The 23394-nt window shown below is 66.7% G+C and carries 20 protein-coding genes; 5 read left to right on the top strand and 15 right to left on the bottom strand.

Going from position 1 to position 23394, the window contains the following annotated elements; translation table 11 throughout:
- Positions 1–9: 9 nt before the first annotated feature.
- Positions 10–2469: a coiled-coil domain-containing protein gene (locus Q4F19_RS18975; RefSeq protein WP_303546011.1), complete on the top strand. Its 2460-nt coding sequence runs from the start codon at positions 10–12 to the stop codon at positions 2467–2469.
- 29 nt (positions 2470–2498) lie between these two features.
- A complete protein-coding gene (locus Q4F19_RS18970) occupies positions 2499–3554 on the top strand; it encodes an MBL fold metallo-hydrolase (RefSeq protein ID WP_303546009.1) in 1056 nt (351 codons plus the stop codon).
- A 365-nt stretch (positions 3555–3919) separates the two neighbouring features.
- Here Q4F19_RS18970 and Q4F19_RS18965 read toward each other — a convergent pair whose 3' ends face one another.
- The 6 genes from Q4F19_RS18965 to miaA all read right to left on the bottom strand — a co-directional run bounded on the left by Q4F19_RS18965 (position 3920) and on the right by miaA (position 10635).
- Complete coding sequence (locus Q4F19_RS18965; protein WP_303546007.1) at positions 3920–4546, bottom strand: PEPxxWA-CTERM sorting domain-containing protein; 627 nt, start codon at positions 4544–4546, stop codon at positions 3920–3922.
- 178 nt (positions 4547–4724) lie between these two features.
- Entirely contained in the window at positions 4725–5849 is a 1125-nt protein-coding gene (gene ilvC, locus Q4F19_RS18960; protein WP_303546097.1) for a ketol-acid reductoisomerase, read from the bottom strand.
- Positions 5850–5902: 53 nt separating this feature from the next.
- Entirely contained in the window at positions 5903–6418 is a 516-nt protein-coding gene (gene ilvN, locus Q4F19_RS18955; RefSeq protein WP_303546005.1) for an acetolactate synthase small subunit, read from the bottom strand.
- 139 nt (positions 6419–6557) lie between these two features.
- Positions 6558–8300: a biosynthetic-type acetolactate synthase large subunit gene (ilvB, locus tag Q4F19_RS18950; protein ID WP_303546003.1), complete on the bottom strand. Its 1743-nt coding sequence runs from the start codon at positions 8298–8300 to the stop codon at positions 6558–6560.
- Positions 8301–8496: 196 nt separating this feature from the next.
- Positions 8497–9582 (bottom strand): collagen-binding domain-containing protein, encoded by a 1086-nt coding sequence (locus Q4F19_RS18945; RefSeq protein ID WP_303546001.1) that lies wholly within the window; start codon positions 9580–9582, stop codon positions 8497–8499.
- A gap of 159 nt (positions 9583–9741) precedes the next feature.
- Positions 9742–10635, bottom strand: a complete 894-nt coding sequence (miaA, locus tag Q4F19_RS18940) for a tRNA (adenosine(37)-N6)-dimethylallyltransferase MiaA (protein WP_303545999.1) — start codon at positions 10633–10635, stop codon at positions 9742–9744.
- Between miaA and serB the strand changes: the two genes are divergently transcribed.
- On the top strand, positions 10628–11512 hold the full coding sequence (gene serB / locus Q4F19_RS18935) for a phosphoserine phosphatase SerB (protein ID WP_303545996.1): 885 nt from the start codon (positions 10628–10630) through the stop codon (positions 11510–11512). The two genes, miaA and serB, sit on opposite strands and share 8 nt — an antisense overlap.
- 29 nt (positions 11513–11541) lie before the next feature.
- On the opposite strand, the gene Q4F19_RS18930 is transcribed toward serB, so the two are convergent.
- From Q4F19_RS18930 to Q4F19_RS18915, 4 genes are read right to left on the bottom strand one after another with little or no spacing between them, the layout of a single operon-like run.
- On the bottom strand, positions 11542–11829 hold the full coding sequence (locus Q4F19_RS18930) for a hypothetical protein (protein ID WP_303545994.1): 288 nt from the start codon (positions 11827–11829) through the stop codon (positions 11542–11544).
- A 52-nt stretch (positions 11830–11881) separates the two neighbouring features.
- Complete coding sequence (locus Q4F19_RS18925) at positions 11882–13372, bottom strand: efflux transporter outer membrane subunit (protein WP_431312429.1); 1491 nt, start codon at positions 13370–13372, stop codon at positions 11882–11884.
- The gene (locus Q4F19_RS18920) at positions 13369–16533 is read right to left on the bottom strand and encodes an efflux RND transporter permease subunit (protein ID WP_303545992.1); all 3165 of its coding nucleotides are present in this window, start codon (positions 16531–16533) and stop codon (positions 13369–13371) included. Before Q4F19_RS18920 ends, Q4F19_RS18925 begins: the two co-directional genes overlap by 4 nt.
- A gap of 12 nt (positions 16534–16545) precedes the next feature.
- The gene (locus tag Q4F19_RS18915) at positions 16546–17712 is read right to left on the bottom strand and encodes an efflux RND transporter periplasmic adaptor subunit (RefSeq protein ID WP_303545990.1); all 1167 of its coding nucleotides are present in this window, start codon (positions 17710–17712) and stop codon (positions 16546–16548) included.
- A 192-nt stretch (positions 17713–17904) separates the two neighbouring features.
- On the opposite strand from Q4F19_RS18915, the gene Q4F19_RS18910 reads away from it, so the two are divergent.
- Complete coding sequence (locus tag Q4F19_RS18910; protein ID WP_303545988.1) at positions 17905–18450, top strand: TetR/AcrR family transcriptional regulator; 546 nt, start codon at positions 17905–17907, stop codon at positions 18448–18450.
- 3 nt (positions 18451–18453) lie between these two features.
- Here Q4F19_RS18910 and Q4F19_RS18905 read toward each other — a convergent pair whose 3' ends face one another.
- The 5 genes from Q4F19_RS18905 to Q4F19_RS18885 form a co-directional block, all read right to left on the bottom strand.
- On the bottom strand, positions 18454–18633 hold the full coding sequence (locus Q4F19_RS18905; protein ID WP_303545986.1) for a hypothetical protein: 180 nt from the start codon (positions 18631–18633) through the stop codon (positions 18454–18456).
- Positions 18634–18734: 101 nt separating this feature from the next.
- Positions 18735–20216, bottom strand: coding sequence for an NAD(P)(+) transhydrogenase (Re/Si-specific) subunit beta (locus Q4F19_RS18900; protein WP_303545984.1), 1482 nt, complete (start codon positions 20214–20216; stop codon positions 18735–18737).
- Between the two features lie 67 nt (positions 20217–20283).
- The gene (locus tag Q4F19_RS18895) at positions 20284–20586 is read right to left on the bottom strand and encodes an NAD(P) transhydrogenase subunit alpha part 2 (RefSeq protein WP_303541592.1); all 303 of its coding nucleotides are present in this window, start codon (positions 20584–20586) and stop codon (positions 20284–20286) included.
- Between the two features lie 115 nt (positions 20587–20701).
- On the bottom strand, positions 20702–21823 hold the full coding sequence (locus tag Q4F19_RS18890; protein ID WP_303546093.1) for an NAD(P) transhydrogenase subunit alpha: 1122 nt from the start codon (positions 21821–21823) through the stop codon (positions 20702–20704).
- 10 nt (positions 21824–21833) lie between these two features.
- Complete coding sequence (locus tag Q4F19_RS18885) at positions 21834–21965, bottom strand: aa3-type cytochrome c oxidase subunit IV (RefSeq protein ID WP_303545982.1); 132 nt, start codon at positions 21963–21965, stop codon at positions 21834–21836.
- Positions 21966–22260: 295 nt separating this feature from the next.
- Between Q4F19_RS18885 and Q4F19_RS18880 the strand changes: the two genes are divergently transcribed.
- Positions 22261–23376 (top strand): site-specific DNA-methyltransferase, encoded by a 1116-nt coding sequence (locus tag Q4F19_RS18880; protein ID WP_431312431.1) that lies wholly within the window; start codon positions 22261–22263, stop codon positions 23374–23376.
- Positions 23377–23394 lie beyond the last annotated feature (18 nt).

The raw sequence follows: 23394 nt of genomic DNA, 5'->3' as shown, positions 1-23394 counted from the left end.
GATGATCGCATGGCAGGCGGGGCGAGCTGGCGGCAGACGCCGATCGAGGAAACGGAGGAGGTGCAGGCAGCACTTCCGCTGGGCGACAGCGATTGGCTGGGCGAGGCCGCGATCGAGCCCGAGCGCCCGCGCCGCTGGAAGGAAGCCGTGCTCGTCGGCGCGATGCTCCTGCTCGCCGCGGCGTGGATCGCGGTACTCGTGATGATGGTCGCCGCAACCCTGCCCACGGGCGGTCTCGGCGCGTCGCGCGCCGCCGCCTGGATCGGCGTCGGCTCGGGTCCGCTCACATTGATCGCCTTGCTCGCGCTCGTGATGCTGCGCACCGGCCGTGCCGAGGCGACGCGCTACGCCCGCTCGGCGCGCGAGCTGCGCATCGAATCCCTGCGCCTTGCCGAATTGCTGACGCTCGTCGATCGCCGGATCGTAACCGCGCGCCAGGGGCTCGCCAAGCATGGCGCGGACCTCGTCCGGATGGGCGAGGAGACGAGCGAACGGCTCGGTCGCGCGGGCGAGGCCCTGCGCGGGGACGCCGCCGTCGTCGCCGATGTCGCTGCCCGGCTCGACGACGCGACCGCCACAGCGCGCACCGATCTCGGCGTGATGATGAGCGATCTGCCGACTCTGGCGACGCAGGCCGGCACGCTCGGCGATCATCTGCGCGCGATCGGCCAGGATGCCGAGGCGCGCAGCGATGCCCTGCTCGCCAACCTCACCGCGATCGAGCTTCAGGCGCGCACCGCCGATCAGTCGAGCGTCGCCGCCGCGCGCCGCCTCGCGATCGAGCTGGAACGGATCGAGGGCAGCGCCGCCGCCGCCGACCGCCGCATCCTCGAAGCCGCGAGCAAGCTAGGCGACGCCGCCGACAGCGCGCTCGCCAATGCCGCCGGTGCGCTCGATCAGGTGCGGCGCGGCGTCTCCGAACAGGGCAATGCCTTGTCGGCGATCGTCGCGCAGGCGCGCGACATGCTCGGCCGTTCGGGCGATGAATCGGCGCGCGCGTTGGCGCTGCGGCTCGATCAATTGGGCGCGCGCATCGAAGAGACGAGCCACCGCATCGCGCAGCACGAGGCCGCCGCGCGCGGGCTGCTCGGTCATCTCGATCAGGCGCTGGGCAGCGTCGAGGGACGCTTCGAGCAATTGGGCGACAAGGGCGCGGAGCAGGTCGCCGATCTCGCCGAGACGCTGGCGATGCTCGCCGATCATGGCGAGAAGATCGGCAGCCTGCTCGGCCGCAGCGGCGACAATGCCGAGACCGCGCTCGGCCATATCATCGCGCTGCGCCAGCAGGCGTCGTCCGCGAACGAGACGCTCGACCGCGAACTGCCCGAGACGCTCGCCCGCCTGCGTGCGCAGGCCGATGACGCGATCACGATGCTGCAGGCGGCGCGCCCCCGCGCCGACGATCTCGTCCGCACCGCCGAGGATCTGCAGGGCAAGCTCGCCGAGAGCAGCGCGTTGATCGATATCGGCGGCGAGCGGCTCCAGCGGTTCGCCACGCAGGCCGACGCGAAGGTCGCCGGCTTGCGCGACGGGATCGCGGCGATGGCCGAGGCGGGCGACGATCGGATCGCGACATTCGCGCATCGGGCGGACGAGAAGATCGCGTCGGTCCGCGACCAGATCGCCGCGCTCGATGTGTTCAGCGACGAGCGCATGGCCCGCCTCGCCGCGCAGGCGGACGAGAAGCTCGCCGCGATGCGCGATCAGGTCGCGTCGTTCGAGGGCCTCGTCGCGCGCACCGATCGCGAGATCGCCGCGCTCACCGAAGGCGCCTCGGTCAAGCTCGTCGATGCGCTGCTGCGCGTACGCGAGACGGCCGCACAGGCGGCGACGCATGCGCGCGAGACGCTCGCGGGCGCGATCCCCGAGGCGGCGCAGCAACTGGCGAGCGCGAGCGCCGAGGCGATGGCCAAGGCGCTCGACGGCGTCGGCCAAGCCGAGATCGGCAAGGTCGAGGCGGCGTCCGCCAAGGCGACCGAGGCCGCGACGGCATCCTCCGAGCGCCTGACCCGCCAGCTCGTAACGCTGACCGAGACGACGCGCGCGGTCGAGGCGCGCATCGCCGAGCATCAGGCTGCGGCCTCGGCCACCGACGAGCAGGGCTTCGCGCGCCAGGTCAGCCTGCTGATCGAGGCGCTCAACTCGACCGCGATCGATGTCGCCAAAATCTTCTCGAACGAGCCGACCGACGCCGAATGGGGCGCCTATCTGAAGGGCGACCGCGGCGTCTTCACGCGCCGCGCGGTGCGCCTCATCGAGAGCGGAGACGCGAAGGCGATCATCGCCCGCTACAATGACGACGGCGAATTCCGCGCGCAGGTCAATCGCTACGTCCACGATTTCGAGGCAATGCTCCGCCGCGTGCTGGCGGTGCGCGAAGGCGCGGCGATGGGCGTGACCCTGCTCTCGTCCGACATGGGCAAGCTCTACGTGGCGCTGGCGCAGGCGATCGAGCGGCTGCGGCGCTGAGGACGCCGCTCGGACAAGGGGGGCGGGCGATGCTGACACGGCGGACGATGATCGGTGCGGGGCTGGCGGCGGCTTTGCCCTGGCGCGTCGCGGGGGCTCCGCCCGCTGTCCCGCAGATCGATCGTCTGCAGCTGACGATATTGGCCGACAGCAATGTCTCCAGCTTCGCGCAGACCGTCGAACGGCCTGGCCTCCGGATCCTGCCGCCCGAGCGCGCGGCGTCCTCCTACCAACTGACCTTGCGCGGCGAGTGGGGCTATTCGGTCCTCGCAGAGGCAACCGCGGGCACCGCGCCGGCGCACCGCCTGCTCATCGATTTCGGCTACACGCCCGAGGGGCTGGCCGGCAACATGGCGATCCTCGGCGTCGATCCCGCGACGATCGAGGCGATGGTCCTCTCGCACGGCCATTACGATCATTTCGGCGGCCTGCCGGCGCTGCTCGGCCGGGTGAAGCGCGGCACGCCGCTCTATGTCGGCGGCGAGGAGGCTTTCTGCGCGCGGATCCGTGGCACCGCAGCCGATGGGCCGAGCTTCGGGCGGCTCGATCGGCGTGACCTGAACGCGGCGGGCATCGATGTTCGCATATCGCCCGCGTCCGCCACCGTCGGCGGCGTCGCCTGCACGACCGGACGCATACCGTTCGTCTCGCCCGAACGCCCGAAGGTGCCGACCGCGATGCTCCCCGGTGATGGCTGCCGCCGCGCCGATCTCGATCCCGATCGCCGCGACGCGGATGTCTTCGTCGACGATGCCGTCCACGAACTGGGCACGGCCTTCCACATGAGGGGCAAGGGGCTGGTGGTGATCGCCTCGTGCAGCCATCGCGGCATCATCAACACGGTGCGCGCGGCGCAGGCGGTCTCCGGCGTGGATCGCGTCCATGCGATCGTCGGCGGCTTCCATCTCGTGCCGCCCCAGACGCAGGCGCAGACGTTGGACACGCTGGCGCTGATGCGCGCGCTCAAGCCCGATTACATCCTGCCCGGCCATTGCACCGGCGAGGCTTTCCTCGCGCCCGCCATCGCCGAGATGCCCGATCAGGTGTTCCGCACCGTGGTAGGAAGCCGAATCCTATTCGCTTAGGCCGGCCAGACACCGCTTTGTGCGGTGCACAAGGGATCCCTAAAGCTGTTGATCCCTGTCGCGACGGCCGAAACATTAAGAAGCCTCAACCTTTGCATGCGCTTTATGCATGTGCCGCATGATTGTGAGCATTTGACCGTTTGGCGCCGCTCCGCGAGAAGCCGGCCATGCTGCACCGCAGCGAAACTATTCGGGATACGAAATATGTTCAGCCTGATCTTCCTGCTCAACACCGTCCGCAAGTCGCTGGTCGCCGCCCGCTAGAAAGCGACATCGCCTCTCCGACGGGAGAGGCCGAGCACGCGTTGCTACCGGGTCGAAGCGTCGCAGCTCCCCGGGGGCAGGCGCGCCTCCCCGACCCTGGATCAGGCCGCGAAGCGTACCTGTACGGCCGGGCAGCGCCGGCGCAGGGCCGCACCGATCGCGCCGAAGCCGATCAGCATCAGCGCCCAGCTTGCCGGCTCAGGCACCGCCGAGGAGTGAATCGCGGCGACCAACGAGGGCGTCGCGCGCGTGCCGACGATCATCGGGAAGCCCATCGTCAGCGCGTCGATCGTCTCGCCCGTCATCAGCCCGAACGCGCTCAGGTCAAAGACCGCGACGTTGAGGTTGAAGCCGCCCGCCGTGAAGCCGGTGAAGACCGATCCGAAGGTCAGGGTCGTGCCGTTGATCGTGATGTCGAAGCTGTCGGGCGCGCCGAGCTCGAACAAGGCGATGTCATTTCCCGCACCGTTCACCGCGACATTGTCGAGGAACGAGAAGGTGACCCGGTCGCCCGCCTCGCCGCGCGCGAACGTGCCTGGATCCTTGTCGGTCAGCACCTGGCTCAGCGTGCCGCCGACCGCAGTCATGCCGGGACGCGTCGCGCTGATCGCGTCGGCGAAGGCGGTGTCCGAGAAGGTGATGCCGCCGATCGTGGTAACCGCGCTGGCCGGCGTCGCGAGACCACCGAGAAGACAAGCTGCCAACAACGACGAGAAGACGATCCGCATATCACAAGCCTCGCAACAACAGCCGATACATCCGACCGAAGGGGAGCCTGTAAACAAACTGTTAAGCGCTGAGAAGGGCGAAAGGGGGTTAACGGCGAGCGCGATCCTGCGTCGTCCGAAGAACCGGACTCTCGTCGTCGTCAGATCCCCGGGAGCCTGAGCCCCCGGGGAGACGGCCTCAGTTCTTGGCCTTGTCGACCAGCTTGTTCTTGGCGATCCACGGCATCATCGCGCGCAGCTCGCTGCCGACCTTCTCGATCGGGTGGGCTGCGGCCTGCTTGCGCGCCGCCTTCAGCTCGGGCTGGCCGGCGCGATTGTCGAGCACGAAGCGGCTGACGAAGCGGCCCGACTGGATATCTTCCAGCACGCGCTTCATCTCGGCCTTGGTCTCGCTCGTGATGATGCGCGGGCCGGTGTGGATGTCGCCATATTCGGCGGTGTTCGAGATCGAATAGCGCATGTTGGCGATGCCGCCCTCATACAGCAGATCGACGATCAGCTTGGTCTCGTGCAGGCACTCGAAATAGGCCATTTCCGGTGCGTAGCCGGCCTCGGTCAGCGTCTCGAAGCCCGCCTGGATCAGGTGGGTGATGCCGCCGCAGAGCACGGCCTGCTCGCCGAACAGATCGGTCTCGCACTCTTCCTTGAAGGTCGTCTCGATCACGCCCGAGCGCCCGCCGCCGATCGCCGAGGCGTAGGACAAAGCGACGTCATGCGCATTGCCGGACGCGTCCTGCGCGATCGCGATCAGGCAGGGCACGCCGCCGCCGCGCTGATATTCGGAGCGCACCGTATGGCCCGGACCCTTCGGCGCGATCATGAACACGTCGATGTCGGCGCGCGGCTCGATCAGCCCGAAATGCACGTTGAGGCCGTGCGCGAAGGCGAGCGCGCTGCCCGGCTTCAGATTGTCCTTCAGATCGTCCGCATAGATCGCCGCCTGCAGCTCGTCGGGCGCAAGGATCATGACGATGTCGGCCCACTGAGCGGCCTCGGCATTGGTCAGCACCTTGAAGCCGGCGGCCTCGGCCTTGGCGGCGGTCGGCGAACCGGGGCGCAGCGCGATGGCGACTTCGGGTACGCCCGAATCCTTGAGGTTCTGGGCATGGGCATGGCCCTGGCTGCCATAGCCGACGATCGCGACCTTCTTGGTCTTGATCAGGCCGATATCGGCATCGGTATCGTAATAAACGCGCATTTTCGTCTTCCTCGTAGAAGCCGTTCGCTTCGAGCAGCTTCGAGCTTGTCGAGAAGCGACTGTCGAGAAGGCCCTCGTCGCGGGACCAGACTTCTCGACTGCGATCTCGACAGGCTCGATCTCCGCTCGAAGCGAACGGAGATGAGCAATGTCCCTACCTAAATCGCGTCCCGGCCCCGCGCGATGGCGGCAATTCCGGTCCGGGCGACCTCGACGAGGCCGACCTCCCGCATCAACTCCAGGAATTTATCGATCTTTTCGGTCCCGCCCGTCACCTCGAACACGAAGGACGAGATCGTCGCATCGACGACGCGCGCGCGATAGACTTCGGCGAGGCGCAGCGCCTCGATCCGGTGATCGCCCGAGCCCGCGACCTTCACCAGAGCCAGCTCGCGCTCGACGTGCGGGCCCATCGCGGTCAGGTCCAGCACGCGGATCACCGAGGGCAGCCGATCGAGCTGCGAGATGATCTGTTCGATCGTCGTCGGCGCGGCCTTGGTGACGACGGTGATGCGGCTGATCGCCTCGTCCTCGGTTACGTCGGCAACAGTCAGGCTCTCGATATTGTAGCCGCGCCCGGCGAACAGCCCGGCGATGCGCGCGAGGATGCCCGGCTCGTTGGCGACGGTGACGGAGAGCGTGTGGCGCTCGGCGGATTCGGGCTTCAAGTGCATGATGTTGATATGTCCTAACCGCTCATTCTGAGGAGGGACTGAGCTTGGCGAAGTCCCGTCTCGAAGGATCCTTCGAGACGCCATTTCGACTTCGCTCAATGGCTCCTCAGGATGAGCGGAACCTAGTTCTTGTTTTAGATCAAACGAGCGCCTTCGCCTCGTCGTCCATCTCGCCCGAGACCTCGTTGGCCTGGAGGATCATGTCGGTGTGGGCGGCGCCACTCGGGATCATCGGCAGGCAGTTGGCGAGCTTGGCGACGCGGCAATCGACCATCACCGGCCCCGGATAGGCCAGCATCTCGGCGATGCCGCCGTCCAAGGCCGCCGGATCCTCGATCCGCATTCCCTTCCAGCCATAGGCCTCGGCCAGCTTGACGAAATCGGGCAGCGCGTCCGAATAGCTATGCGAATAGCGCCCGGCATAGGTCAGGTCCTGCCACTGGCGGACCATCCCCATATATTCGTTGTTCAGGATGAAGATCTTGACCGGCAGATTATACTGCGTCGCCGTGCCCAGCTCCTGGATGTTCATCTGGATCGAGGCTTCGCCGGCAATGTCGATGACCAGCGCATCCGGATTGGCGATCTGCGCGCCGATCGCGGCGGGCAGGCCATAGCCCATCGTGCCGAGACCGCCGCTCGTCAGCCACTTGTTGGGCTGTTCGAAGTGGAAATGCTGCGCCGACCACATCTGGTGTTGGCCGACCTCGGTCGTGATGATTGGATCGCGATGCTTGGTCGCCTCCCACAGGCGGCGGATCGCATGCTGCGGCATGATCTCGGTCGTCGAATTCGGGAAATCGAGGCTCTTGAGCGCGCGCCAGCCGTTGATTCGGCCGAACCAATTGTCGAGATCCTGCGCCTTATGGCCGCGCTGCTTCCACAGCGCGATCATCGCCTCCATCGCGCGGCCAACGTCGGCGACGATACCGAGCTCGGCGCGGATGATCTTGTTGATCGACGAGCGATCGATATCGATGTGGATCTTGCGCGCGTTCGGCGCGAACGCATCGAGCCGGCCGGTCACGCGATCGTCGAAGCGCGCGCCGAGGTTCACGATCAGATCGGCCTGGTTCATCGCCCAATTGGCTTCGTACGTGCCGTGCATGCCGAGCATGCCGAGCCACGCATCGCCGGACGCGGGATAAGCGCCGAGGCCCATCAGCGTCGAGGTGACGGGCGCGCCGGTCAGCGCCTGCAGTTCGCGCAGCGCCGCGCTTGCCGCCGGGCCCGAATTGATGATGCCGCCGCCCGTATAGAAGACCGGCCGCTCGGCCGCCGCCAGCATCTCCACCGCCGTCTCGATCAGCTTCGGATCGGGCTCGGTCTGCGGACGATAGCCGGGATGGACCGGCATCGGCTTCGATCTGGCCTGCGCGACCTGCACGTCCTTGGGCAGATCGATCAGCACCGGGCCCGGGCGTCCCGAGGTTGCGATGTGGAAGGCCTCGCGGATCGTGCCTTCCAGCTCGGCCGGGTCCTTCACCAGATAATTGTGCTTGGTGCAGTGGCGCGTGATGCCGACCGTGTCGCATTCCTGGAATGCGTCCGATCCGATCAGCGACGTGCCGACCTGGCCCGTGATCACGAGCATCGGGATCGAATCCATCAGCGCATCGGTGATGCCGGTGACGGCATTGGTGGCGCCAGGGCCCGAGGTGACGAGCACGACGCCGATCTTGCCGCTCGAGCGCGCATAGCCCTCGGCCGCATGCGCCGCGCCGCCTTCCTGGCGGACGAGGATGTGGCGGATCTTGTCCTGCTTGAAGAGCGCATCGTAGATCGGGAGGACGGCGCCGCCCGGATAACCGAACACGACCTCGACGCCGAGCTCGGTCAGCGTTTCGATCAATATGTCCGCGCCGCTGCGCTCGCTCGTCATGGCTTTCCGAATCCGTGTGGCAGGAGGAGAGGTGCCACTAGGCGGCGAAAGTTGCGCTGTCAAACCCTGACCGGCAATAAAATTACTCTGCTTGCCTTGATCAAGATATTTTGATGCGTAACGGACGCTTTGGACATAATAAAAAGGCCGCTCTCCGGGCGGGAGAGCGGCCGTTCAGGTGCCAAATTGGACGGCGTCAACGCGTCGGAAGCTGTCCCGCGCGGCGGCGTTGTCCGCGGAGCGCGGCGCCGACCGCGCCGAAGCCGAGGATCATCATCATCCACGTCGCCGTCTCCGGCACGGCGGAGACCGAGAAAGCCGCGGGTACCAGCGTCTGCAGCGATCCCGAGAATGTGCCGAGATGCACCTCGCCATGGCCGTCGAACACGCTGGCGACGACCGTTCCGTTCAACTGACTGTTATTCTTCACGGTCGCGCCGGTCGCGAGGATCGATCCGTTCCAGTTGTTGAAGGTCATCGTGCCGGTGCCGGTGAAGTTCCAGATGACATTCTGGTTGTCGGCATTGCCCGCGCCGCCCGGATTGGCGCCCATCGTCAGCCCGTTGCCGCTGACGTTGACGACGAGGATCTGGCCGGCGGCGAGCGTCGGCAGGAACAGGGTGCCGCTGGCCAGCTTCGAACCGTCGATGCTGGCGACGAGCAGGCTCGCGCTCGATGCGGTCGAGAAGTTCAGATTGTTCTGGTCGGACGCATTGAACGTGGTGTTCGCGGTATAGCTCGCCAGGATCTGCGACAGCGTCGACATGTTGCTCATCAGCGTCGACGTCTGATTGTCGATCGAGGTCTTGAGGCCCGCGACATTGGCATTGCCCGTGCCGGTATTGTTGAGCCCGCTGATCGTGCCGCCCGCATTCAGCGTGCCCGTGGTTCCGTCGAAATAGGTGTCGCTGGAATTGACGCCGACATTGGCGGTCACGGTCGGGACGCCGATCCCGTTCTTGACGTGGATGCCGCCGCTGGCCGTGCCGCCGACGGTCAGCGTCGCCACGTCCGCATTCACCTTGTAGCCTTGATGATTGGCATCGGCACCCGCGCCGACATTGCCGCCGAGCGACAGGTTGCCGCCGACGAACGCCTTGCCTTCGATCTCCGAGGTCGAGGCGGCGTTGCCGAAGACGACGAGGTTCAGCTCCTGCATCTTCTGCGCGCCGGCCACGGCCTGCGCATATTGGGCGGACGTGAAGGTGGCGGCAGACGCCGGCATGGCGATCGTCAGTCCGGCCGAGCAGGCGAGGGCAGCGAGAGCGAAACGGGCACGCATGGTCGATGTCTCCGGTCGGCAATCCTGCCGTGGCTATTTACGATGCGTTAGCTACGCCGGTTGCTTCGGGTCCGCAACGATCGCGGCGAGCCCGTTACACCTGTTTGCAATCGGCTTTTTAGCGCCGTTTCGGCTTACCCCGAATCCGTTAACGGATCGTCACGACGCGGCGACGTCGAATGCTTGGTTAACAAGTCGTTGATTTCGAAACCAGGTTCGCTGGCGTTTGGCATATTGCCGCGTCGCCTGCGCAACCGCGGCTTTCGCCTCGTCGAGCATCTGCAGCCCCCCCAGATAAGCGACAAAGGGTGCAACGCCGATCGCGCGCATGACGGGCAGGTCGGCGGGCAGGCGCCGCGCCATCAAGCCCGCGACCTCGTCCAGCGCGCCGCCGAGGACCATCGATTCGACCCGTGCATCGCAGCGAGCATACAGATCGGCCGTGGGCGGATCGACGATCCGGACCTCCGCGCGAATGGTGGCGCCGATCCCGCCCTCGCGTTCGGCCCGCCACGACAGGATCGATCGACCGGTGCTGCGGATCACCTCCAGCGCGCGCTGGTTGCGCGCGGTATCGGCCGGGCCGAGCCGTGCCGCGGCCGCCGGATCCTCGCGCGACAGGCAAAAATGGGCGGTGGCGGCATCCATCGCGCGCACCGCATCGCGGATCGCGGGATCGACCGCGGGGATCGGCGCGATCCCGTCGAGTAGCGTGCGCAGATAGAGGCCGGTGCCGCCGACGAGGATCGGCAGGCGGCCTTCGGCCAGCACCGCATCGATCGCCGCGCGCGCGTCCGCCGCCCAGTCCGCTGCCGAGCAGGCATGAGCCCCGTCGCGATAACCGTACAGCAGGTGCGGCGCGCGGGCTTCGTCCTCTTCGCTCGGCCGCGCCGTCAGGATGCGCAGGTCGCGATAGACCTGGCTCGCATCGGCATTGATGATCGTGCCTTGCTCCGCCTCGGCCAAATCGAGCGCGATCGCCGACTTGCCGCTCGCCGTCGGTCCTGCGATGAGCGCCACCCGCGGAAGATCGGAAGGGTCGGGCTTGCTCATCGCGACGTTGATAGCACCGGAAGGCAGGCTGGGCCTCCAGGATCTGGACAAGGCAGCGCTGGCGATCGGCGGCGCGGGCGGCGTCGCCGGCGAGCCGCGCTGGCTGGACGAGGGCTTCGCGGTCGATCTGCCCGTCGCGCGCATCGATGCCGGCGCCGCGCGCGCCGTGCTCGAAGGCCTGATTGGGGGCGCCGACGTGGTCGTCCAGCCCGCCGCCGGTCGTGCCAAGAAACTGCTCGTCGCCGACATGGATTCGACGATGATCACGATCGAGTGCATCGACGAGCTCGCCGATTATGCGGGGATCAAGGCCGAGATCGCCGAGGTCACCGAACGGGCGATGCGCGGCGAGCTGGATTTCGAGGCGGCGCTCGACGCGCGCGTCGCCCTGTTGGCGGGGCTGGGCGCCGAGATGATCGATCGCTGTTACGAGGAGCGCGTGCGGCTGATGCCGGGCGCCATTCCCCTGATCCGAACGATGCGCGCCAACGGGGCGCGGTGCGTGCTCGTCTCGGGCGGCTTCACCGTGTTCGCGGATCGCGTCGCGGCGGAGATCGGCTTCGATCGCGCGCTCTCCAACGTGCTGGAGATTGCCGACGGAAAGCTCGCCGGGCGGGTCGCGCGGCCGATCGTGGGGGCGGAGACCAAGCGCCGGACGCTGCTGGCCGAGGCGGAAGCGTTGGGGATCAATACCGCCGAGGTGCTGGCGGTCGGAGATGGCGCCAACGATATTCCGATGATTCAGGCGGCGGGTCTCGGCGTCGCTTTTCGTGCCAAACCCAAGACCGCGGCCGCCGCAGGAGCGCGCATCGAAGTCGGTGATCTGTCGGCGTTGCTATGGGCGCAAGGCTATACGCGCGCGCAGTGGGTCGAATAGGAGAGCCGCGGGCCGGGCCTCACTTGGCCTTACAGGGAACGGTGGCGATGCTTTCCGCCGTAGCGCCGGCCCAGATAGTCGGACAGGCTGGAGACGATCGTCGCGGCCTGGCTGGCTTCCTTGTCGCAACAGGGCAGCGGATCGGCCGCTTCCCGCCGCTCCGCGCGGGCCTGCACCTTCTCGCAAAGTTCTTCGATGTCGGCGCGCGACAATATGTTGCGCTCGCGAAGAAGACAGATGAGGCTTTGCAGGATAACGACACTCTTGTCGGCGGTGTCTTGCGGACTTTCGGTAGCAGAATCGAAGGTTATCGACATGTGCCTCTCCATTCACGGAGAAGGTATCCGAGTCGCGCCCTTCTGCAAGCAGTTAGTTCAATCCACCGCCGAGCGTCCGGTAGAGCGTCACCAAATTAGTCGCGCGGGTCAGTCGCGTCTGAGTGAGATCCAGATTTGCGGCATAGGACGTGCGCTGCGCGTCCAGCGAGGTCAGGAAGGAATCAACCCCGGCGCGATAGCGCGCATCGGCGAGTCGAGCGGCGACGGCCGCCGCATTGGCCCGCCGTTCGCGCGCGCCGATCTGCGCATCGATCGTGCTGCGCTGCGCCAAAGCGTCCGCGACTTCGCGGAATGCGGTCTGCAACGTCCGCTCATAGGTGGCGACCGCGACGTCGCGGCTGGCCTTGGCGTAGCGCAGATTGTTCTGGTTGCGGCCGAAGTCGAAGATCGGCAGCACCGCCGATGGCGCGACCGTCCACGCGTCCGATCCGCTCGCGAACAGGCCGGACAGTGCCGTGCTGATCGTGCCGAACGTCGCGGTCAACGAGATCTGCGGGAAGAAGGCGGCGCGCGCCGCGCCGATATTGGCATTCTGCGCCATCAGCTGGTGCTCGGCCTGTAGCACGTCGGGCCGGCGCTGGAGCACTTCCGAACTCAGCCCCGCCGGCAGATCCCTGATCGTCAGCGCCTTGTCGCCGAGCTCGCGGGGCAGCAATTCGGCGGGCACCGTCGTGCCGACGAGCAGGTTCAGCGCATTCTGGTCCTGCGCGATCTGCGCGTCGAGCGCGGCGGCGTCGTTCTTGGCGCCTTCGTAATTGGTCTCGGACTGCCGCGCTTCCAGTTCGGAGGCGATGCCGATCCGGAATTGCGCGCGGGTCAGTCGCAGCGACTCCTCGAAGCTCTTCAGCGTCTCGTGCGCGACGGCCAGCCGTTCCTGATCGGCCGCGAGCGTCACATAGGCCGTCGCGATCTCGCCGATCAGCGTGATCCGGGTCGAGCGCTGACCTTCCTCGGTCGCGAGATATTGCTCGAGCGCCGCCTTCGTCAGATTGCGGACGCGGCCGAACAGATCGATCTCGAACGCGGACAGCCCGATATTGGCCTGGTAGATCTTGATCGTATCCGTGCTGGTGGTCGCACCCCCGGCAGCACCGGTGCTCACGCCCGTCCCCGTGCCGGTCCCGGTTCCCGTGCCCGTACCGGTTCCCGTCCCCGTGCCCGAAAGGCCGAGCGGGCTGTTCGTGAAGGTCGCGGATGCGGTGCCGTTCAACGTCGGCAGCAGATCGGCGCGCTGCACGCGATATTGCGCGCGCGCCTGGAGCACGTTGCCCGCGGCGATGCGCAGGTCGCGATTATTCTCCAGGCCGAGCGCGATCACCTGGCGCAGGCTGTCGTCGGTGAAGAAATCGCGCCAGGCGATGGTGGTCGGGTCGGCCGCGGCAGGGGACGCCGGCCTGTAGACGCCGCCCTGCGGCAGCGTCGTCGGCACGTCGCCGGCCGGGCGCACATGCTTGGGCGCCATGTCGCAGCCGGCGAGCGCGATCAGCGGCAGGAAAGCGAGCGAGCGGGTGCGCATCATCATGCCTCCTGCTCCGCGGGCTGGTGCCCCTGATCGGGCTTGGTCTTCCCTTGGCCGTGGCCGAACAGGCGGCTGACGACGACGAAGAACATCGGCACGAAGAAGATGGCGAGGACCGTCGCCGAGAGCATGCCGCCGACGACCGCGCGGCCGATGGCGTTCTGCCCGCCCGCGCCCGCGCCCGTGGCGATCGCGAGCGGGAACACGCCGAAGATGAAGGCGAGACTGGTCATCAGGATCGGCCGCAGACGAAGCTTGGCCGCCGCCACCGCCGCATCGAACGCATTCATGCCTTCGCGCACCCGTTCCTCGGCGAATTCGATGATCAGGATCGCGTTCTTCGCCGAGACGCCGATCGTCGTGATCAGGCCGACCTGCAGATAGATGTCGTTGTTGAGCCCCGTGATCCACGCCGCGAACAGCGCGCCGACCACGCCGAGCGGCACGACCAGCATCACCGCGATCGGCACCGACCAGCTCTCGTAGAGCGCCGCGAGGCAGAGGAACACGACCACGAGGGACAGGGCGTAGAGCGAGGGCGCCTGGCCGCCGGAGAGCTGTTCTTCATAGGACAGGCCGGTCCATTCGAGGCCGGTTCCCGCAGGCAGCTTGGCCTGCATCTCTTCCATCGCCTTCAGCGCCACGCCCGAACTGCCGCCGGGGGCGGGGGTGCCGAGCAATTCCATCGAGGGCTGGCCGTTATAACGGGTCAGCGCGACCGGCGCGTTCGACCAGCTGACCGTCGAGAAGGCCGAATAGGGCGCCATCTGGCCATTCGTGCCGCGCACGTAGAAGTTGGCGAGATCCTCGGGCTTCATGCGATAGGGCGCGTCGGCCTGGACGTAGACGCGCTTCACGCGGCCGCGATCGATGAAGTCGTTGATGTAGCTGCCGCCCCACGCGGTCGAGATCGTGCTGTTCACGTCGGCGATCGAGAGGCCGAGCGCGGCCGCCTTGTCCTGATCGACATCGATCTTGAGCTGCGGCGCATCCTCCAGATCGTTGGGACGAACACCGGCGACGCGGGGATCCTGCGACGCCATGCCCAGCAGCTGGTTGCGCGCCGCGAGCAGCTTCTCATGGCCGATGCCGGCCTCGTCGACGAGCTGGAGATCGAAGCCGGTCGCGTTGCCCAATTCCTGCACGGCAGGCGGGATCAGCGCGAAGATCAGCCCGTCATGCCATTGCGAGAACGTGCCCATCGCGCGGCCGACGATCGCCTGCGCGCGGTTCTGCGCGCCCTTGCGCTCTTCCCAATTCTTGAGCGGGATGAAGATGATGCCCGCATTCTGGCCCTGGCCCGAGAAGGAGAAGCCGCTGATCGTATAGACGCCCTGGATGGCGGCGGATTCGGTCTTCAGGAAATGGTCGCGCGCATGGGCGAGCGCCGCATCGGTGCGCGCCTTGGTCGCGCCGGCGGGAAGCTGGGCGAGCGCGATCGCGACGCCCTGATCCTCGTCGGGCAGGAAGCCCGTCGGCAGGCGGGTGAACAGGAATGCCATGCCGATGACGATCAGCGTATAAGCGATCAGCGAACGGGCCCAGCGCGACGCGGTCGAGCGGACGCCGTTTTCGTACTTCTGCTGGCCGCGATCGAAATAATAATTGAAGCCGTTGAAGAAGCGGGCGAGCAGACCCTTGCTCTCCTTCTTGTCCGGATCGTGCGGTTTCAGGATCAGCGACGCGAGCGCGGGCGTCAGGATCAAGGCGACCATCACCGACAGCGCCATCGCCGAGACGATCGTGATTGAGAACTGGCGATAGATGACGCCGGTCGATCCACCGAAGAAAGCCATCGGCAGGAACACGGCCGACAGGACGAGCGCGATGCCCACGAGCGCGCCGGTGATCTCGTCCATCGATTTGATCGCCGCGTCGCGCGGGCTCAGATGCTCGGTCACGATCAGCCGCTCGACATTCTCGACGACGACGATCGCATCGTCGACGAGCAGGCCGATCGCCAGCACCATGCCGAACAGGGTCAGGACGTTGATCGAATAGCCGGCGACCTCGAGGATCGCGAAGGTGCCGAGCAGCACGACAGGCACCGCGATCGTCGGAATGAGCGTCGCGCGCCAGTTCTGCAGGAACAGGAACATGACGAGGAACACGAGCACGACCGCCTCGACCAACGTCTCCACGACCTGCTTGATCGACAGCCGCACGAACGGCGTCGTGTCGTACGGGTAGATGACGTGGACGTCGGACGGGAATTGCTTGGCGATCTCGTTGACGCGCGTCTTGACGAGCTCGACCGTATTGAGGGCGTTGGCGCCGGCGGCCGGCTTGATCGCGATGCCCGAGGCGGGCAACCCGTTCCACTTGCCTTCGAAGCCGAACGTCTCCGCGCCGATATGGACGCGCGCCACGTCGCGGATCCGCACGACCGAGCCGTCGGGATTGGTCTTGAGCCGAACCGCGCCGAACTCCTCGGCCGTCTGCAGGCGCGACGAGACGGTCACGGTCGCGTTCAGCATCTGCGAGGCGGGCGCGGGCGCCTGTCCGAGCTGTCCGGCCGAGACCTGTGCGTTCTGCGCGGTCACCGCCGCGGAGACGTCGGTCATCGTCAGGCTGTAGGTCTGCAGCTTCAGGGGGTCGACCCAGATGCGCATCGCATATTGGCTGCCGAACACCTGCGTGTCGCCGACGCCGCTGATGCGGCTGACCGGATCCTGGATCTTCGAGACGACGAGATCGCTCAGATCGTCCGCATCATGCAGCTTGGGATTATCGGAATAGAGGCCGATGAAGATCAGGAAGTTCTGCGTCGCCTTGACGACGCGGATGCCCTGCTGCTGCACTTCTTGCGGCAGCAGCGGGGTCGCCGCCTGCAGCTTGTTCTGGACCTGGACCTGCGCGATGTCGGCGTTGGTGCCCTGCTCGAAGGTCAGCGTGATCGTGACGGTGCCGGCCGAGCTCGAGTTCGACGAGAAATAGCGAAGGTTGTCGATGCCCTTCAGCTGCTGCTCGATGACCTGCGTGGTCGTGTTCTCCAGCGTCTGCGCATCGGCGCCCGGATAGGTCGCGTTGATCGCGATCTGCGGCGGCGCGATCGCCGGATATTGCGAGATCGGCAGCTGGGTGATGGCGATCGTGCCGACCAGCATCAGCACGATCGCGATCACGATCGCAAAGATCGGCCGATTGATGAAGAAGCGTGACATTGGGGCGGCCGATTACTTCGAGGCTGCGGGCTGGGCGGGGGCGGCGGCACCGCCTGCTTCCGGCTTGCCGGTATAGGGCTTGGGCGTCACCTGCGCGCCGGGACGCAGCATCATGCCGCCTTCGACGATCACCTTGTCGCCGGGCTTCAGCCCGTCGCTGACGATCCAGTCCGCGCCGGCCGTCCGGCTGGTCGTGATCTGGCGGCTTTCCACCTTGTTGCCGGCGCCGACGACCATCACGGTCGGATTGCCCTTCTCGTCGCGCGAAACGGCGCGCTGCGGCACGAGCAGGATATTGCGCGTCACGCCGTCGACGATCTCGGCGCGGACATACATGCCGGGCAGCAGCAGGCGCTGCGGATTGCGGAAGGTGGCGCGGATCGTCTGCGATCCGGTGGTGGGATCGACGGTGACGTCGGCGAATTGCAGCGTCCCCTCGATCGGATAGGCGCTGCCATCCTCCAGCTTCAGGCGCACGCGCGCGGTCGCGCCGCCGCCGGCGACGGTTCCCTGCAGGATCTGCTGGCGCATCTTGAGCAGGTCGGCCGAGGATTGGGTGAGATCGACATAGACCGTGTCGATCCGCTGGATCGTGGTCAACGCGTCGGCCTGGCCCGAGGTGACGAGCGCGCCGGGCGTGAACGTCGCCCGCCCGATCCGGCCCGAGATCGGCGCGTTGATGTGCGTGCGGCGCAGATCGATCTCGGCGGTCTGCAGCGCGGCGCGCTGAGCGCCGACATCGGCCCGCGCCTGCGCGGCGGTCGTCTGCGCGTTCTCATAATCCTGCTTGGCGATCGCGTTGATCGCGACGAGCTGGCCGTAACGGCGCGACAAGGCCTGGCTGGAGGCGATCGCGGCCTGCGCGCGCGCGAGCGCGGCGCGGGCGTTGGCGACCTGCGCGCGATAGGGCGCGGCATCGATCTGGTAGAGCGGCTGCCCCTGGCGGACTTCCTGGCCCTCCTTGAACAGGCGCGATTCGATGAGGCCGCTCACCTGCGGGCGGACTTCGGAGGTTTCGAACGCAGCGATCCGGCCGGGCAGATCGGACGTCAGCGTCGCGCTGCCCGTCGTAAGCGTGATGACGCCCACCTCCGGCGGTGGAGGCGGCGGTGGCGTCTCCTTCTTGCCGCACGCTCCAAGCGCGAGAAGCAGGAGGAGGCTGGCGCTTCGAAGCTGCATGAAATTTTCCGGTTGATCCGCAAAGGGGTATGTGAATAAGAATTCACACCAGCCGTGGCTAACCTAAATGTTGCACTGCGGTCAAGCTTCGTCAGGACGATTGGCATCGTGGAAAGTTCCGAGCCGGCTTGTTGCGCCGCGAAATCGCCGAGAATCGGCGCGCGTCGGAAGCAGGTTTCCGATGCTGCGCGCGTGCTTTTCGCCGCCCAGGGTTTTCAGAATACGCGGATGGCGCAGATTTCGGATGCGGCCCGGATCAAGGTCGGCCAGATCTATCGCGACTTCGACGGCAAGGAGGCGATCGTCGCCGATATCGTCCGCGCCGATCTGATGGAGTTCCTCGACGAGCCGGCGCTCGACGAGGCGATCGCGAGTCGCGATCCCGCGGCCGTGCGACACTGGCTCGGCGATTTCATCCGCCGCGATTGCGATCCGGCGCAAGGGCGGCTGCTCTCGCAGATCCTCGTCGAGTCGGCGCGCAATGCGCGGATCGCCTGCCTGTTGCAGCGGGCCGACGAGCGGATCAGCGCGAATCTCGCGCGCGCGATCGCCGCCATTGCGCCCGCGAGGTCGTGCGAAACGGCGCGAGCGCGGCTCGTCGACGTCATCATGGTGCTGATCGTCGGGCTGCCGCAGCGCCAATTGGCAGCGCCCGGCATCGATGTGACCGCCACGGCCGCGAGCTTCAGCGCGCTCGTCGAACGCGAGATCGATCGGTTGCTCGTGACCGACGCCTGAGCGTCAGTCCTTCGCTTGGCTCTTCTTCTTGCGGTTGCGCGTCGCATAGAGAAGGGCGGCGGCAAGCGCGGCCGATCCGATCCCCGCGCCCACGCCGGCGCCGATCCACATGCCGACGTTCGGCGTGGCGGGCGTTTTGGCCGCCTCGGGCGTCTTGTCTTTATCGGCTTTGCTGTCGGCCACTGCGCGGCTCTCCGTCGAATGTCGTTTGCAATGGGTCAACGCTTAGGAGCGCAGGCGCGATCCTGTCGATGCGTCTGCGGTGGAACGTGAGTGCGCGACGGCTAGTGCGCCATCGCTTTCACGATCTCCTCGACCATCTTCTTGGCGTCGGCGAGCAGCATCATCGTATTGTCCTGGTAGAAGACGTCGTTGTCGACGCCCGCATAGCCGACGCCGCCCATCGATCGCTTTATGAACAGCACGGTCTTGGCCTTGTTCACGTCGAACACGGGCATGCCGTAAATGGGCGAGCTCTTGTCGGTCTTGGCGGCGGGGTTCACGACATCGTTGGCGCCGATGATGAAGGCGACGTCGGTCTGCGCGAATTCCGAATTGATGTCCTCCAGTTCGAACACCTCGTCATAGGGCACATTGGCCTCGGCGAGCAGCACGTTCATGTGCCCCGGCATGCGCCCCGCGACGGGGTGGATCGCGTATTTGACGGTCACGCCCTGCGCCTTCAGCACGTCGCCCATCTCGCGCAGCGCATGCTGCGCCTGCGCGACGGCCATGCCGTAGCCGGGGACGATGATGACCTGCTCGGCCTGGCTCATCAGGAACGCCGCATCCTCGGCGGACCCGCGCTTCCACGGGCGCTGTTCCTTCGCCTCGCCGCCGGCCGCCCCGCCGCTGTCGCCGCCGAAGCCGCCCGCGATCACGCTGATGAAGCTGCGGTTCATCGCCCGGCACATGATGTAGCTGAGGATCGCGCCCGACGATCCGACGAGCGCGCCGGTGATGATCATCGCGCTATTGTGGAGCGTGAAGCCCATCGCCGCCGCCGCCCAGCCCGAATAGCTGTTCAGCATCGAGACGACGACGGGCATGTCCGCGCCGCCGATCGGGATGATCAGCAGGAAGCCGATCGCGAAGGACAGGATCGCGATGGCCCAGAACAGGCCCGGCGTATCGAGATGGAACAGGCCGACGAGGATCAGGATCGCTGCGATCGTCGCCAGATTGATGATGTGGCGGCCGGGCAGCATGATGGGCTTGCCGCCCATCGTGCCGTTGAGCTTCAGAAAGGCGATGACCGAGCCCGAGAAGGTGATCGCGCCGATCGCGATGCCCAGTCCCATCTCGATCCGGCTGCTCTGGAAGATGTCGCGCCCGTCGGGCTGGAGGATGCCGAACGCCTGCGGGTTGAGATAGGCCGCGATCGCGACGAGCACCGCGGCGAGGCCGACGAGGCTGTGGAAGGCGGCGACGAGTTGCGGCATCGCCGTCATCGCGATCCGCCGGGCCGTGACGATGCCGATGCCGCCGCCGATGATGATCGCGCCGGCAATCTCGATCGCGCTGATCCAGTCGACCGTGAAGACCGTCCAGCAATCCGCCGCGATCGGGCAGACGCGCTGGCTGCTGCCCGGCGCATGCGTGATCAATGTCGTGACGATCGCCAGCGCCATGCCGGCCATGCCGAAGCGGTTGCCGTTGCGGCTGGAGGCGGGGCTGGAGAGTCCGCGCAGCGCGAGGATGAAGCAGATGCCCGAGACCAGATAGGGCAGCATCGCCCACGGATTGACGGCTACGGCTTCATGCATTGCTCAATTCCCCCTGGCCGGTCCGCTCGCTTGCGCGCGTGGCGTCCCGGCATCCTCCCGTGCCGGCTCACTTGGCCGCCGGCCGGTCCTTCTTCTTGTACATTGCCAGCATCCGCGCGGTGACCGCGAAGCCGCCGAAGATGTTCACGCTGGCCAGCGCCACCGCGACCAGCCCGAGCCACTTCGACGTCGCCGAACCACCCAGCGCCCCCGCCGCGCTTGCCACCAACGCGCCGACGATGATCACCGACGAGATCGCGTTGGTCACCGCCATTAGCGGCGTGTGCAAGGCCGGCGTTACCGACCAGACGACATAATAGCCGACGAAACAGGCCATCACGAAGATCGACAGGATCGAGATGAAGTCCATCAGGCGGCTCCGACGCTAAGTTCCTCTCCATGCGAAGCATGGGGAGGGGGACCATGCGAAACATGGTGGAGGGTCAGGGGAGGATGAAAGGCAGTGCCCTTCCCCGTGCGGAGGATCATGAAAGCAATCTCGGGTTCACGATCTTGCCGTCCCTGGTCAGCCGGATCGCGTCGCCGATCTCCTCGTCCAGCACCGGCTTGCCCGCCTCCTTGTCCCAGAAAGCCGACAGGAAGTTGAACAGGTTGCGCGAAAAGAGCGCCGACGAATCCGCCGCCATCGTGCCCGCGACATTCTTGGCGCCGATGATCTTCACGCCATGCTTCACCACCGTCTCGCCCGAGACCGCACCCTCGACATTGCCGCCGCTCTCGGCCGCGAGATCGACGATCACCGAACCCGCACGCATCGAGGCGATCTGCGCGTCCGAGATCAGGCGCGGCGCGGGCCGACCCGGGATCAGAGCGGTGGTGATGACGATGTCCTGCTTGGCGATGTGCGCCGAGATCAGCTCCGCCTGCGCCGCCTGATATTCGGGGCTCATCTCGGTCGCATAGCCGCCCGCGCCTTCGCCCTCGATGCCCTGCACATTCTCCACGAAGATCGGCTTCGCGCCGAGCGACTGGATCTGCTCCTTCGTGGCGGATCGCACGTCGGTCGCGGAAACCTGCGCGCCAAGCCGCCGCGCTGTCGCGATCGCCTGCAGCCCGGCGACGCCGACGCCCATGACGAAGGCGCGCGCGGCCGAGACGGTGCCCGCCGCGGTCATCATCATCGGAAAGGCGCGGCCATATTCGGCGGCCGCCATCAGCACCGATTTGTAGCCGGCGAGATTGGATTGCGAGGAGAGGATGTCCATCGATTGCGCGCGCGTGATGCGCGGCATGAATTCCATCGCCAGCGCCTCATAGCCCGCGGCGGCATAAGCCTCGATCCGCGCGCGATCCCCGAACGGGTTGAGCCCGGCCACGATCCACGCACCGGGCTTGGCGCCCGTCAGCGCAGCGGGGTCCGGACCCTGGATGCCGAGCACGATCTCCGCGCCCGCCAGCACTGCCGCGCGATCGCCGATCGTGGCGCCCGCCGCCGCATAATCGGCATCGGCGACGGAAGCGCCCAGACCCGCGCCGCTCTCGACCGCGACATCGGCCCCCAGGCCGACGAACTTTTTGACCGTTTCAGGTGTCGCGCCGACGCGCGCCTCTCCGGTCGCCGTCTCTTTGAGGACGGCGATCTTTATCGTCACGAAATCAGCGGGAGATCAGGAAGACGACCAGCGCGGCGATGAGCGCGCAGATCACGGTGCCCGTCTTGGCAAGCCCGATGAAGCGCGAATAGGTCGCTTCATGCGCCTTCTGATCCATTGGTGCGCCATCGGCCATATGCTGTCCCCGTCCTGTTGCCGCGCCGGTTTAGCCGTGCGGACCCTTCATCTCAAGGGCTCGCGCGGCGCGGCGATCCTGCGCACAGCGAGTCTTTTCGGCAACACCACCACAATTTGAGTCCGTCCCTGCCAACGATCGCCACATCCTGTGGATAACTTTGCGATCGTCCGGGCGGAGGAGCCGGGCAGACCGGTGCCTTTCGCACGCGGACTCTTGACCGGAGAGTCCCGCTGGATTCATTTGCGCGCCGGAACGGGCGGGAAAAGGCGAAAACGTGGGGGCGATACGTCCGATCAGGGAAGCAGGTCTCGCGCGTCCGCAGCTGGCGCTGCTGCCGCTCGACACGATCCTGATCGGGGATTGCATCGCCGAAATGGCGAAGCTGCCCGACAAGTGCATCGACATGATCTTCGCCGATCCGCCCTATAATCTTCAGCTCGGCGGCGATTTGTTCCGCCCCGACGGCAGCCAGGTCGACGCGGTCGACGATGCGTGGGACAAGTTCGACAGCCTCGCCGCTTATGATCGCTTCACGCATCGCTGGCTGAAAGAGGCGCGCCGCATCCTGAAGGATGATGGCTCGATCTGGGTGATCGGCAGCTATCACAACATCTTCCGCGTCGGCACTGCGCTCCAGGATGCCGATTTCTGGATCCTCAACGACATCGTCTGGCGCAAGTCGAACCCGATGCCCAATTTCAAGGGTACGCGCTTCACCAACGCGCATGAGACGATGATCTGGGCGTCGAAGGGCCCCAAGGCGCGCTACACGTTCAATTACCGCGCGATGAAGACTCTCAACGACGACGTCCAGATGCGCTCCGACTGGGAGCTGCCGATCTGCTCGGGCGCCGAGCGGCTGAAGGACGAGGACGGGCACAAGACGCATCCGACGCAGAAGCCCGAGGCTCTGCTCTATCGCGTCCTGCTCGCCGCCAGCCGCCCCGGCGACATCGTCCTCGATCCCTTCTTCGGCACGGGCACGACCGGCGCGGTCGCGCGGCGCCTGCGCCGCCGCTGGATCGGGATCGATCGCGAGACGACCTATGTCGATGCCGCCCGCGCGCGGATCGACGCGACGCTGCCGCTCGACGAAAGCGCGATGCTCGTCGTGCCCGAACGAAAGGGCGAGAAGCGCGTCGCCTTCGGCCTGCTCGTCGAATCCGGATTGATCGCGCCCGGCTGCCGGCTGCGCGACGCCAAAGGCCGCTGGCATGCCGAGGTGATGGCCGATGGCGGCCTCGTCTGCGCCGACGGCACGGCGGGCTCGATCCACAAATTGGGCGCGACCCTGCAGGGGGCGCCGTCGTGCAACGGCTGGACCTTCTGGCATGTCGAGGAAGCGGGCAAGTTGCTGCCGATCGATGCGCTGCGCCAGCGTCACCTCGCCGCTGCTGCCGCGCTCTGAGGATTCGTCGCCCGGTCG

The organism is Sphingomonas natans (assembly GCF_030546695.1).
GTDB classification, from domain to species: Bacteria; Pseudomonadota; Alphaproteobacteria; order Sphingomonadales; family Sphingomonadaceae; genus Sphingomonas_I; species Sphingomonas_I natans.
This window is presented reverse-complemented; position numbering and strand designations above follow the sequence as displayed.

Bases quoted from the DNA above. Each gene is read 5' to 3' on its own strand.
- Q4F19_RS18930 (WP_303545994.1), bottom strand. From the start codon at position 11,829: ATGTCGATAACCTTCGATTCTGCTACCGAAAGTCCGCAAGACACCGCC.
- Q4F19_RS18925 (WP_431312429.1), bottom strand. From the start codon at position 13,372: ATGATGATGCGCACCCGCTCGCTCGCTTTCCTGCCGCTGATCGCGCTC.
- Q4F19_RS18915 (WP_303545990.1), bottom strand. From the start codon at position 17,712: ATGCAGCTTCGAAGCGCCAGCCTCCTCCTGCTTCTCGCGCTTGGAGCG.
- Q4F19_RS18975 (WP_303546011.1), top strand. From the start codon at position 10: ATGGCAGGCGGGGCGAGCTGGCGGCAGACGCCGATCGAGGAAACGGAG.
- Q4F19_RS18970 (WP_303546009.1), top strand. From the start codon at position 2,499: ATGCTGACACGGCGGACGATGATCGGTGCGGGGCTGGCGGCGGCTTTG.
- Q4F19_RS18900 (WP_303545984.1), bottom strand. From the start codon at position 20,216: ATGCATGAAGCCGTAGCCGTCAATCCGTGGGCGATGCTGCCCTATCTG.
- Q4F19_RS18920 (WP_303545992.1), bottom strand. From the start codon at position 16,533: ATGTCACGCTTCTTCATCAATCGGCCGATCTTTGCGATCGTGATCGCG.
- ilvN (WP_303546005.1), bottom strand. From the start codon at position 6,418: ATGCACTTGAAGCCCGAATCCGCCGAGCGCCACACGCTCTCCGTCACC.
- Q4F19_RS18945 (WP_303546001.1), bottom strand. From the start codon at position 9,582: ATGCGTGCCCGTTTCGCTCTCGCTGCCCTCGCCTGCTCGGCCGGACTG.
- Q4F19_RS18885 (WP_303545982.1), bottom strand. From the start codon at position 21,965: ATGGCCGATGGCGCACCAATGGATCAGAAGGCGCATGAAGCGACCTAT.
- Q4F19_RS18965 (WP_303546007.1), bottom strand. From the start codon at position 4,546: ATGCGGATCGTCTTCTCGTCGTTGTTGGCAGCTTGTCTTCTCGGTGGT.
- miaA (WP_303545999.1), bottom strand. From the start codon at position 10,635: ATGAGCAAGCCCGACCCTTCCGATCTTCCGCGGGTGGCGCTCATCGCA.
- ilvB (WP_303546003.1), bottom strand. From the start codon at position 8,300: ATGACGAGCGAGCGCAGCGGCGCGGACATATTGATCGAAACGCTGACC.
- Q4F19_RS18895 (WP_303541592.1), bottom strand. From the start codon at position 20,586: ATGGACTTCATCTCGATCCTGTCGATCTTCGTGATGGCCTGTTTCGTC.